Source organism: Patiriisocius sp. Uisw_017, from assembly GCF_047731265.1.
GTDB lineage: Bacteria > Bacteroidota > Bacteroidia > Flavobacteriales > Flavobacteriaceae > Patiriisocius.
This window is the reverse complement of sequence record NZ_CP159835.1, coordinates 543307-555544: the sequence shown is the minus strand read 5'-3', so window position 1 is coordinate 555544 and position 12238 is coordinate 543307. Positions and strand designations below refer to the sequence as shown.

Annotated in this window: 13 protein-coding genes; 9 read left to right on the top strand and 4 right to left on the bottom strand. The window is 35.2% G+C overall.

Features of this window, described 5'->3' with window-relative positions; all coding sequences use genetic code 11:
* The first annotated feature begins 66 nt into the window (after window positions 1–66).
* Both alaS and ABXT67_RS02540 read left to right on the top strand, forming a co-directional pair.
* Window positions 67–2682 carry an alanine--tRNA ligase gene (gene alaS / locus ABXT67_RS02545; RefSeq protein WP_415375722.1) on the top strand — a complete coding sequence of 872 codons (2616 nt, stop codon included), beginning with the start codon at window positions 67–69 and terminating at the stop codon, window positions 2680–2682.
* A 67-nt stretch (window positions 2683–2749) separates the two neighbouring features.
* Complete coding sequence (locus ABXT67_RS02540; protein WP_415375721.1) at window positions 2750–3697, top strand: GSCFA domain-containing protein; 948 nt, start codon at window positions 2750–2752, stop codon at window positions 3695–3697.
* A gap of 800 nt (window positions 3698–4497) precedes the next feature.
* Here ABXT67_RS02540 and metK read toward each other — a convergent pair.
* The 3 genes from metK to ABXT67_RS02525 form a co-directional block, all read right to left on the bottom strand.
* Window positions 4498–5754 carry a methionine adenosyltransferase gene (gene metK, locus ABXT67_RS02535; RefSeq protein WP_415375720.1) on the bottom strand — a complete coding sequence of 419 codons (1257 nt, stop codon included), beginning with the start codon at window positions 5752–5754 and terminating at the stop codon, window positions 4498–4500.
* A 196-nt stretch (window positions 5755–5950) separates the two neighbouring features.
* Window positions 5951–6115: a hypothetical protein gene (locus ABXT67_RS02530; protein WP_415375719.1), complete on the bottom strand. Its 165-nt coding sequence runs from the start codon at window positions 6113–6115 to the stop codon at window positions 5951–5953.
* A 13-nt stretch (window positions 6116–6128) separates the two neighbouring features.
* On the bottom strand, window positions 6129–6329 hold the full coding sequence (locus tag ABXT67_RS02525) for a hypothetical protein (protein ID WP_415375718.1): 201 nt from the start codon (window positions 6327–6329) through the stop codon (window positions 6129–6131).
* A gap of 169 nt (window positions 6330–6498) precedes the next feature.
* Here ABXT67_RS02525 and ABXT67_RS02520 point away from each other — a divergent pair, with 169 nt between their 5' ends.
* The 7 genes from ABXT67_RS02520 (at window position 6499) to ABXT67_RS02490 (ending at window position 11159) form a co-directional block, all read left to right on the top strand.
* Entirely contained in the window at window positions 6499–6921 is a 423-nt protein-coding gene (locus ABXT67_RS02520) for an OsmC family protein (protein WP_415375717.1), read from the top strand.
* 12 nt (window positions 6922–6933) lie between these two features.
* Window positions 6934–7350, top strand: coding sequence for an RrF2 family transcriptional regulator (locus ABXT67_RS02515; RefSeq protein WP_415375716.1), 417 nt, complete (start codon window positions 6934–6936; stop codon window positions 7348–7350).
* 38 nt (window positions 7351–7388) lie between these two features.
* Entirely contained in the window at window positions 7389–8330 is a 942-nt protein-coding gene (locus ABXT67_RS02510) for a pyridoxal-phosphate dependent enzyme (protein ID WP_415375715.1), read from the top strand.
* A 107-nt stretch (window positions 8331–8437) separates the two neighbouring features.
* The gene (locus ABXT67_RS02505) at window positions 8438–9454 is read left to right on the top strand and encodes an acyloxyacyl hydrolase (protein ID WP_415375714.1); all 1017 of its coding nucleotides are present in this window, start codon (window positions 8438–8440) and stop codon (window positions 9452–9454) included.
* Window positions 9455–9458: 4 nt separating this feature from the next.
* On the top strand, window positions 9459–10223 hold the full coding sequence (locus tag ABXT67_RS02500; protein ID WP_415375713.1) for a head GIN domain-containing protein: 765 nt from the start codon (window positions 9459–9461) through the stop codon (window positions 10221–10223).
* A gap of 232 nt (window positions 10224–10455) precedes the next feature.
* Window positions 10456–10692 (top strand): GIN domain-containing protein, encoded by a 237-nt coding sequence (locus tag ABXT67_RS02495; protein ID WP_415375712.1) that lies wholly within the window; start codon window positions 10456–10458, stop codon window positions 10690–10692.
* On the top strand, window positions 10692–11159 hold the full coding sequence (locus ABXT67_RS02490) for a GIN domain-containing protein (RefSeq protein WP_415376905.1): 468 nt from the start codon (window positions 10692–10694) through the stop codon (window positions 11157–11159). The genes ABXT67_RS02495 and ABXT67_RS02490 overlap by 1 nt, the downstream gene beginning before the upstream one ends.
* On the opposite strand, the gene gldA is transcribed toward ABXT67_RS02490, so the two are convergent.
* Window positions 11146–12054, bottom strand: coding sequence for a gliding motility-associated ABC transporter ATP-binding subunit GldA (gldA, locus tag ABXT67_RS02485; protein WP_415375711.1), 909 nt, complete (start codon window positions 12052–12054; stop codon window positions 11146–11148). The genes ABXT67_RS02490 and gldA overlap by 14 nt on opposite strands.
* Window positions 12055–12238 lie beyond the last annotated feature (184 nt).

Below are 12238 nucleotides of genomic sequence, written 5' to 3'. Positions count from 1 at the left end.
AACGTTACACAAAGATAGAAATTGTTTGGGGAGTTCCCTAAAATTAAAGTGTCAAAGCTACAGTTTATGAAATCTAATGAAGTACGTTCACAGTTTTTAGAATTTTTTAGATCTAAATCGCATGATGTTGTTCCATCGGCGCCAATGGTTTTAAAAAATGACCCTACATTAATGTTTGTAAATAGTGGGATGGCTCCATTTAAGGAGTATTTTTTAGGCAACGCTGTTCCTAAGAATAATCGCATTTCAGATTCTCAAAAATGTTTACGTGTAAACGGAAAACACAACGATCTAGAGGAGGTGGGTTATGATACCTATCACCACACCCTTTTTGAAATGTTGGGAAATTGGAGTTTTGGAGATTATTTTAAAACTGAAGCAATAGCTTGGGCTTGGGAATTGTTAACTGAAGTTTTTAAAATTGACCCTGATATTTTATATGTAACTGTTTTTGAAGGGAGCCAAGACGCAGACAATCTCAAAATGGATACAGAGGCATATGATATCTGGAAACAATATGTCGCTGAAGACCGAATCTTAACAGGTAATAAAAAAGATAATTTTTGGGAAATGGGTGAACAAGGGCCTTGTGGACCCTGTTCAGAAATTCACGTAGACATTCGCTCTGCGGAAGAAAAAGCGAAGGTTGACGGGAAAACCTTAATAAATATGGACCATCCTCATGTGGTGGAAATATGGAACCTCGTTTTCATGCAATACAACCGAAAGGCAAAGGGAAGTCTCGAAACATTGCCAAACAAGCACATTGATACAGGAATGGGCTTTGAGCGCTTGTGTATGGTATTACAAGGCAAACAAAGCAACTACGATACAGATGTTTTTACGCCTTTAATTCGTGAAATTGAGGTGACAACAAATAGCAACTACGGTAAAGATGACAAGGTAGATGTGGCGGTTAGAGTTATTGCAGATCACTTGCGCGCAGTAGCTTTTAGCATTGCAGATGGACAATTGCCAAGCAATACGGGAGCTGGATATGTAATTAGAAGAATTCTTCGACGTGCTATACGGTACGGGTTTACGTTTTTGAACACCAAGGATCCTTTTATATATAAATTGGTGGATACTTTGGCAAAACAAATGGGCGCTGCTTTTCCTGAACTCAAAAGGGAAAAGAACTTAATAACCAATGTGATTAGAGAGGAAGAAGCTTCTTTCTTGAGAACGTTAGATCAAGGATTGGTCTTACTTGAAAATATTATTGAAGTAACAAAAGGCAAAACAGTTTCAGGAGTAAAAGCTTTTGAATTATACGATACCTTTGGTTTTCCAATTGATTTAACAGCTCTCATATTAAGAGAGCGCGGTTTAGAACTTGATGAAGCCGGTTTTGAAGCTGCCTTAAAAGAACAAAAAGACAGATCTCGTTCTGCAACAAAAATCTCCACAGGAGATTGGGTGGTTTTAGCTGAAGATGATGTTCAAGAATTTGTTGGATACGATACGTTAAATACTAAAATAAAAATCACAAGATACCGCAAAGTAGAAAGTAAAAAAGACGGTGAGTTGTATCAATTTATTTTTAATCTAACTCCTTTTTATCCTGAAGGCGGAGGACAAGTGGGAGATAAAGGATATTTAGAGGCTAATAATGGTGAAATAGTTTATATAATTGACACCAAAAAAGAGAACAATCTTATTGTTCATTTTGCAAAAAACTTACCGCGATCTTTAGAAGCTTCTTTTAATGCTGTTGTAGATAAACTACAGCGCTCAAGAAGTGCTTCTAATCACACAGCAACTCATTTACTGCACCAAGCATTGCGCAACGTTTTGGGAATACACGTAGCTCAAAAAGGCTCGATGGTGCACAGTCGTAACTTACGTTTTGATTTTTCACATTTTAGTAAAGTGACAGATGGGCAATTGATGGAAGTGCAAGATTTTGTAAATGCCCGTATTCGAGAAGGGTTGGCCTTAGAAGAGCGAAGAAATATACCTTACGATCAAGCTCTAGAAGAAGGAGCAATTGCACTGTTTGGAGAAAAATATGGAGATGTGGTGCGCGCGATAAAATTTGGTAACTCTATGGAATTGTGTGGAGGAACTCATGTGCCTAACACTAACGAAATATGGCATTTTATCATAACAAGTGAGGGTGCAGTAGCTAGTGGGATTAGAAGAATTGAAGCTATTACAGGTGATGCGGCAAAGCAATATTTTATTGACAGAAGTACGGCGTTTTCAAAAGTTCAAAAATCATTAAATAACGCGCAGGATCCTGTAAAAGCTGTGCAAAGTTTACAAGAAGAGAATAATACACTTCAAAAACAAGTAGCGCAACTTTTAAAGGAAAAAGCTAAAAATGTAAAAGCGGATTTGAAAAATGAAATCACGGAAGTAAACGGTGTCAATTTCTTAGCTAAAGAAGTAGATTTAGATGCGGGTGGAATGAAAGATTTGGTTCACGAATTAGGGGGTGAAATACCTAATTTATTTGTGTTATTAGGAAGTAAAATAGATGGAAAAGCTTTGCTAACATGTTTTATTGACAAGGAGTTAGCAAGAGAAAAAAGTCTTAATGCTGGGCAAATTGTTCGAGAACTGGGTAAACATATCCAAGGCGGTGGAGGTGGGCAACCATTTTTTGCAACAGCTGGAGGAAAGAATCCTGCCGGGATTGCAAAAGCATTGGAAGAGGCGAAGGGATATATAGAATAAATAAAAAAAAGTGCCTCTGTAATGCATCCTCAATTTAATTAGAGGTACGGCAGGGTGGGCCAAACATATGAAACTACAAACAACAATATCTTTAAAACCCGAAAGGAATCAGATTGATTATGACGCCAATGTGTTGTTGTTAGGAAGTTGTTTTGCGGAGAACATAGGTGAAAAACTTAGCCATTTTAAGTTTCAGAATAGTGTAAACCCATTTGGGATTTTGTTTCATCCGGTTGCGATTGAAAAAATAGTTACAAGAGCAATCAATCAAGAATTTTTTACGGAAGAAGATGTTTTCTTCCATAATGAACAATGGCATTGTTTTGAAGTTCATTCAAAACTTTCAGCAAGGAATAAAGAGGATTTTTTAGCGAATTTAAACGATCAACTTTCGGTTTTAAATACTACTATTAAAGAAGCAACTCATATAATACTAACCTTTGGTACGTCTTGGGTATATCGAGAGATAGAAAGCGACACGCTTGTTGCTAATTGTTATAAACTTCCTCAGAAATTGTTTTTGAAAGAGTTGCTTAGTCCAGATGAGGTGAGTGGTTCTGTTTCAGCAATGGAGAAGCTTATAAAGGATTTTAATCATAAAACGAAGATAGTGTATACGGTATCGCCAATACGTCATATAAAAGAAGGTATTGTTGAAAATTCTAGGAGTAAAGCGCATTTGCTAGCTGGCGTTCACGAGAATGTGGAACCTCTAAATCACAGCCATTACTTTCCCGCTTATGAAATCGTTCTAGATGAGTTACGTGATTATAGATTTTACCAGGAGGATATGTTGCATCCTAATAACATAGCCATCTCAATTATATGGGAAAAGTTCAAGCATGTTTGGGTTTCTTCGGAAACCGAACCGTTTCAAAGGGAAATCGATATTATTCAAAAAGGATTACAGCACCGTCCATTTGATGAAAATTCAATGTCCCACAAAGAGTTTTTACTTTCAATTGAACAGAAAATTAAAAAGTTACAATTGGAATTACCGCATCTAAATTTTTAAAGCTCTCCCCTCTGCCTTTCTTCTGAATCACGGAATAATAACCTTTGCTTCATTATACATTTATTGACTTTTAGGGTTTAATACCCGCTAGGATCTGATTCTGTTTTTTTAATTTTGGATTTTATTTTTTATGATTTTAATATTTCGGGGGTGCTGCCCCGAGGTAGTCGATTGCTGCTTTTGACCTTACTAAAGGTTATTGAGAATTGATCTTAGCAATGCAGTAGAAAACATCGCTAACAATTTTAGTGGGCTGGTTTGTTCTTTTGCCGTAGGGAACGGAGAAACACTGGGAACGACCCTCACAAATATTGTGGTTCCTGTTATTTGACTATGGAAAGTGTATAGTCTAGTGGTCCCATTCCAAATTACGCAATGGCTCAAGCGGAACTCACAGCAAATAATAAATTAACTTTTTCAAACAAGGGAGGTTTTGTGCTTGTCTAAAGGCCAATCATGATGGGGCCTAAAGAAGTTGTGTTTAAAGGCAATTGTCAATTTAATTTCTTTTTTGCTACTTCTGAAAGTGCAAATGAAGGATTGGGAACCTATATACTTGGTAGTTAAGATGTATACCTTTCAATACGGGAGGAGGATACGATGCTCATACAAATCGTGGAAATGCTAATTCTAGCTTAGTTATTACTAGCGATGATGGAGCGTTTTTTGTAGGAGCTTTTGAGTTTACTGGATTTATAAGTATTGCTACACAAACTGTGATAAAAAATGGTGTTTTTTAAATAAAAACTAATTAAGAAACCTCCAAATTCATCAAATGAAAATGGAGGTTTCTTTTTTGTCTAAAGCCCAAAAGCTTGTTTTACTTGTTCTAACATATCTAGTTTTTCCCAAGTAAATAATTCTACGTCCATTGTTTTATCTTCACCATTAGGTAGGCTAAAGGTTTTTGAAACTATTTCATTAACACGTCCCATATGACCATAAGCAGCAGATTCGCTATACATAGGTTGGCGTAAATTGAGTCGTTCCTCAATAGCCGCAGGTCTCATATCAAATAAGCCAGTAATTATTTTTGCGATCTCTCCATCGGTTTTAGTCACTTTTGATGTTCCATAGGTGTCAACAAATATAGCCATAGGTTCTACAACGCCAATGGCGTAGCTAACTTGTACTAAAAGTTCATCAGCAACACCAGCAGCAACAAGGTTTTTTGCAATGTGTCTCGTTGCATAGGCCGCAGATCGATCTACTTTACTAGGGTCTTTTCCAGAAAATGCGCCACCACCGTGTGCTCCTTTACCGCCATAAGTGTCTACAATTATTTTACGTCCTGTTAATCCAGTATCTCCGTGAGGTCCTCCAATCACAAATTTTCCTGTAGGATTTATATGGTATTTTATACGATCATTAAATAGCACTTGGATTTCAGGTTTCAATTTTGCTTTAACGCGTGGTATTAAAATCCCTATTAGGTCTTTTTTGATTTTTGCCAACATCCTTTCGTCATTGGAGTCAAAAGCATCGTGTTGTGTAGAAATAACAATGGCGTCAATTCTTACAGGCGTGTTATCATCATTATACTCAATAGTAACTTGGCTTTTTGAATCTGGTCTTAGGTAAGGAATATCTTTTAATTCGCGACGCAAATCAGCTAGTTCTTGGAGAATTTTGTGAGATAAATCTAGTGCCAATGGCATATAGTTTTCAGTTTCATTAGTAGCGTAACCAAACATCATGCCTTGGTCACCAGCTCCTTGTTCTTCCTTTGAAGCTCTGTCTACTCCGCGATTAATATCATCACTTTGTTCGTGGATTGCAGACAAAACACCACAAGAATTCCCATCAAATTGATATTCGCCTTTGGTATAACCAATCCTATTTATTACATCTCTTGCTATTTTTTGAACGTCTAAATAGACATCACTCTTAACCTCGCCAGCAAGCACCACCTGGCCAGTAGTTACTAATGTTTCACAAGCAACTTTAGATTGTGGATCAAATGCTAAAAAATTGTCAATGAGTGCATCACTAATTTGATCTGCAACTTTGTCTGGATGACCTTCTGAAACACTTTCAGAGGTAAATAGATATGCCATAAAAACGATTTTTTTTTAGATTAAAAATTCTAAGGTAGATTTGATGTATTCTGTCAGGGGAGATTACAATACTTGTAAAATTCTGATTTAGCATTTTATCTCGAAATTTCTCATTTCGCGAAGAGGTTGCAAGCAGTCAAATCTTTCCTCTTAGATTGGAGCCAAAGGTACAGGTTTAATTTAAAAATCGAAAATACTATTGCTTTAAAGGTACGGCTTGTTGCACTGTTGTGATTGGGTATGAAAATACTTCAGGAGTTTCTTTAGAAACACCTCCAATTGTGTTCTTCTGCGCCAGTTTGGTGAAGGTTATTTTAAACAATAGACGATTTTCAAAGAAGGTTATGAATTTAGTAAGCATATTTCCGCTAACCTCAAATAAACAATTGTAGTTCGTTGTTGATCACTTTTGTATTAAGAATGACGCCATTGTTTTCATCAAGAACATATTTTCCAGCATCTTCATCAATTTCTTTTAATGAGAACAGTCTTTCTTGTTTTTGTTCTTTTTCGCCACAGGCCAATGTGTATTTGAACACCATAGGATACTGGCGATCTCCCTTTATAGTTTCCAAAGGAAGCTTCAAGGAAACCCGCAGTTAGTTCTTGGGCAATCACCTATAATTAGCAAGTAAAAGACAGTATTAAAAATATTTATTGAAACATTCTTCAAACATTGTTGAACTCTTGAAGTATAAATTTATAATTTTATACTTGAATAAATTTTATTTTAAAAATCAATAAATGAAAGTTAGTTTAGAAAGAAAGAACTCAAATTTTTTGTTTGAGGCAAAAGGTGCAAGCGGTGTTCCAGTGATGATAGATTCTAAAGTAGATGGACTAAGTTATGGAGCAAGTCCTATGGAGTTATTGTTAATGGGAGTGGGCGGTTGCAGTGCAATTGATGTGATTTCAATTTTAAAAAAACAGCGACAAGAAATTGAGAGCTATCACATAGAGGTGGTTGGCGATCGTGAAGTAGTTAAAGAAGCAAAACCATTTAATAGCATCATTGTTCATGTTTTTTTAGAAGGAAAGATCGATCCTAAAAAAGCAATTAGAGCAGCGGCACTGAGTTTTGAAAAATACTGTTCAGTTTCGATAACATTAGAAAATAGTGTGAAAATTTCTTATACTATGACGTTAAATAGCAGTAAAATTGTGTAAACTCCTCAAGACATGCTTTCAAGAAAAACTAAATACGGGCTAAAAGCACTCGCGTATCTATCAAAACAAGATCAGGGTGTCCCAGTTCAGATTTCAAAAATTGCCAGAGCAGAAAATATTTCACTCAAGTTTTTAGAGAGTATTCTTCTTATGATGAGGAAAAACGATATACTTACTTCAAAAAAAGGGAAAGGCGGTGGTTATATGTTGGCAAAAGCTGCAAGCGATATTTCTATTGCTGAAGTATATCGAGTTCTTGAGGGTCCCATCTCATTAGTGCCTTGTGTAAGCCTCAATTTTTACAAAAAATGCGATGATTGCTTAGATGAAGATTCCTGTTCTATTCATCATTTTATGATTAAAGTGAGAGATAAAAACCTTAAGATTTACGAAGGTACTACCCTAGCAGATTTAGCTTCTGGAGAATAAGAAAAGAACAACTACATTCTTTTTAATAATTTTAAAATATGATTCCATTAAAAAAAGTTGTTGAAGAAGCCTACAATAGGGTGCTTCCTCATGTCCATCAAACTCCTGTTTTTACATCGAGATTATTAAATGAACTTACTGGTGCTGAGTTGTTTTTTAAATGTGAGAATTTTCAAAAAATGGGTGCTTTTAAAATGAGAGGTGCTGTTAATGCTCTACTCCAATTATCTGAAGAACAAAAAAAACGAGGAGTCGTGACCCATAGTTCGGGTAACTTTGCGCAAGCAGTTTCTTTAGCATCAAAAAACCTAAACATTCCAGCATATATTGTGATGCCTTCCAATGCGCCACAAGTAAAAAAAGAAGCAGTGGCAAGTTACGGAGGTATGATTACGCAATCACTTCCTACTTTAGAAGGGAGAGAAAGAACAGCTAAAGAAATTCAGGATAAAACAGGCGCTACATTTTTACATCCATCAAATAATATGGAGGTTATTTTAGGACAAGGTACTGCAGCAATAGAATTATTAAAACAACACCCAGATTTAAATGTTATAGTGGCTCCAGTAGGCGGTGGAGGCTTGCTAGCTGGCACGGCCTTGGCGGCACATTATTATGGAGCTAATTGTAAAACGTTTGCAGGAGAACCTTTTGCTGTGGACGATGCATACAGGTCTTTGAAGTCTGGAAGGATTGAATATAATGAAACTACAAAAACACTAGCAGACGGATTGAGAACACATTTGGGTGATAATAACTTCCCAATTATAAAAGCGTTGGTTTCAGAAATAATACGCGTAGAAGAAGAAGAGATAATACAGGCCATGCGGTTACAGTGGGAACGATTAAAAATAATAATTGAAGCTTCTTGCGCGGTACCCCTAGCCGCCATTCTAAGAGAGCCAAAACATTTCAGAAACAAAAAAGTAGGTATTATTTTATCAGGAGGCAATGTTGATTTGTCAAATTTGCCTTTTTAAAATGTTTCAAATTGCTTTTATTTGTGTTTATGTTCAGAAAACTGTTTTTTACATTTTTTTTATATAGTATTTTCAGTTTTGGGCAAGAGCCAATCTCAAATTTTTCTTTGGATTCTAATTATTTCTATGGCAGCATTTTACAGCATAATAAAGATATATCTCATTTGATTAAAGGCCATCCAGAAGGTCTTATTTTGGGGTACAGTCGCAAAACGTATGGCGAAAATGATTGGGAGCAAGCGTTCAATTACCCAGATTACGGTTATTCATTGTTGTTCCAAGACAGTAACTACAATGTTTTAGGAAATGCTTTAGGTCTTTATGGTCATTACAATTTTTATTTTTTGAAACGTAACATAATGCTACGGCTGGCAACGGGGATTTCTTACATGACTAATCCTTATGATGAGGATACAAATTTTAAAAATAACGCCTATGGAAGTGCACTTTCTGGATCTAGTTATATAATGCTAAATTATACGAAGCGTAATATCTTTAAAGGTTTTGGGATACAGGCTGGACTTACATTAGTTCATTATTCAAACGCGAGCTTTAAATCACCAAATTCCAGTACAAATTCCATTACAGCAAACCTTGGGATGACTTATGAAATAGATGCTGATACCCCTAGGAATTATACTAAAAAGGATAGTTTACCTAAAATCACGGAGCCGATACATTTTAATTTAGTGTTAAGAGGAGGGATTAATGAAAGTGATTATATTGGTTTAGGGCAACGACCATTCTGGATTGTTTCTGCCTATGCAGATAAACGTTTGGGTCGTAAAAGTTCTATTCAATTAGGTGCAGAATATTTCAATTCTAAATTTTTAGAAACCCAAATAGATTATGAAGCGGTAGCATTTCCAAGCAGTAATTCCACTGGAGAGGAAGATTACCGGCGGGTAGGGGTTTTTGTTGGTCATGAGTTACACATAAATAAACTATCATTGTTGACACAAGTAGGTTACTACGCCTATTATCCATATAAATTTGAGGGTAGGGTTTATTTAAGACTAGGATTAAAATATTATTTTACAAAAAATATTTTCGGAGCCATAACCTTAAAAACGCATGCCGCAAAGGCAGAGGCTGTAGAGTTTGGAGTAGGAATTAGAATTTAAAGCAATGAAATTTAAACACAGTAGATACCTATATTTTTGTGCCGTACTAGTTGCGGTTCTAGGATGTGATTCAGAGAATAGTAGCGATTGCTTTCAAGCAGCTGGTAGTATTATTCAAATTACAGTGCCTACTGAAGCATTTACTCAAATTCAAATTGAAGGAGAAGTAACACTTATTGTAGAACAAGGTCCCATCCAAGAGGTGAAAATTGAGTCTGGAGAAAACTTGTTAAATGATGTTGAGGTTGTTGTCGCTGGTGAGATATTAATTATTAAAGATACAAATAGCTGTAATTTTGTCAGAGATTATGGAATAACAGTAGCAACAGTTATTACTCCAGACTTAAAAAAAATACTAAATGCTTCTAGCTATGATGTAATAGGCAGAGGACGCTTGGTTTTTCCAGAGTTAATACTTCAAAGTAATACCTCAGTCGTTGTAGAAAGCCCTAGAAAAGGAGGTGATTTTTATATGAATTTGGCTTGTGAAGAGTTGTCTGTCTTTGCAAATGGTCAGAGTGTGTTTTTTCTTTCAGGTGATGTTAATTTGGGACTCTTTAGGTTTGATGATGAAAATCCAAGACTTGAAGGCAGGCATCTTCGTGTAAATAAGCTAAATGTGTTTTCTAGAAGTGCAAATAAAATGATAGTCAATCCACTACAAGAAATTAGAGGGGGGATTTTAGGTACTGGTGATATTATTTCAGTAAATAGACCTCCTTTAGTTGATGTTCAAGAGTTGTTTACAGGAAAACTAATTTTCGAATAAAGTAAGCGCGCTATTTGGTATGAAATACAGTATATTACTTGCTTGCTCTTTATTTATAGCCCTATAAGGGCTCAAGACACGACCATTTCTTCATCAAAAAATTTTATGCTATTGACGCAGATTACTTTTACGGAAATATTATAAAACACAATCCAGATTTATCTCATTTAATACTTGGTCATCCTAGAGGATTATCTATTGCCTTGTATAAAAAAACATATGGGAATAAAACTTGGTAAACTGTAATTCTAGAAATGCCATAGATTGTTTACAAACATCTGGTGCCATAATCGAAACTCAAGTTACGGTTTTAGATTTTTATAAAATATTGGTAAGAAAACAAATACGCTTATATATAAAACAGGGAGCCCAACAACTTGTTACCCTAGAAACAGGAGAAAATTTACTACCAGCCATTGATTTGAAGTTGGTTGATAATCAACTTCAAATAATAACAACTATAATTTAATACGTGATTATGGTATTACTGCTGTAACTATTACGGGTCCTAATATTTCAGAAATTAGAACTGATTCTGGATTTCCTATAAAAAGTATAGGAGCTTTAAAACATCCTAATTTAGCATTGATTAGCGAAGATCAAGGAGAAGAAGATATTGAAAATACAAACGGGGATTTTGAGATTGAACTCTTTGTGCAGAACCCCTCAATTGTGTATAACGGTCTTTCTAGATACTATTTAAAAGGAACTGCTGCTCCATCATATTTTAGGTTTTATGGTGGTAATGGAGCAGTTAGCGCGCCAGAGTTGATTATAGAAGATTTGATTTTTTTTCATCGAAATAGTAGCGATTTTGTCGTAAATCTACAACAATCTATTCGAGGTTCTTTTGTGAGTGTAGGGCATGTAATTTCAAAAAATGCACCTCCAGTTATTGAGGTAGAAGCATATATCGGACCGTTTATTTTTGACTAGTTAATTCAATAAATAGCTTTTCTAAAGTGGGGTTCTTTTTGTGTAACTGTAATATTTTTAGTCCGTTGTCGTGGGCGAAATCAAAAACATCACCGCGCATATCCTTTTCGGTATCACAATAAATCTGATATGCAAAACCCTTTGAATTTTCAACTTTAGAGACATTATTGATTTTTTGCAATGCCACTTCTTCGACTCTATAATCAAATTCAACTTCAATAATTTGTTGTTTGCTTTCAGTAAGTTCTTTTAATTTTTTATCCAGAACAATACGTCCTTCATTAATGATAATAACCCGGTCGCACATAGCTTCTACTTCTTGCATGATGTGTGTGGAAAGCAAAATTGTCTTTCCTTTTTCTTTGCCTCCTAAGCCTTTAATTAAGGCTCTAATTTCAACCAATTGATTAGGGTCTAATCCCGTTGTAGGTTCATCAAGAATTAAAACTTGAGGATCATGCAATAATGCATTTGCCAATCCTACGCGCTGTCTATACCCTTTAGATAATTCGTGTATTTTTTTATGAGCTTCAGATGCTAATCCTGTTTGTGAAATAACTTTTTCTATTTCAGAAGTTGCTATTTTGTGAACGTTTGCATTAAATTCTAAATACTCACGAACGTACATTTCTAAATAAAGCGGATTGTGTTCTGGAAGATATCCAACATTTTTTTGAACCCTCTTAGGTTCTAATACTACATCAAAACCATTTACAATGGCAATACCTTCGGTAGTAGGTAGAAAGGTTGTTAGGATTTTCATTAAGGTAGATTTTCCTGCACCGTTTGGGCCTAAAAACCCAACAATTTCTCCGCTTTCAATATTAAATGAAACATCGTTAAGGGCGTTTTGTTTTCCGTAGGTCTTATTAATGTTTTTAACTTCTATTGACATTGGTGTTGTATCTATTTCAAAATTAGTGAGAAGACTATTAAATGACTAACAAATAAGTAATAATTTTAGTTTAAAAAAATAATACTGAAAAAAGCATTGTTTACAAGAATTTTTTTTCTAGTTTCGTTACACATATTATAAGCAATGACATATAACACTACATTTTTTAATTTCTGGTATTTCT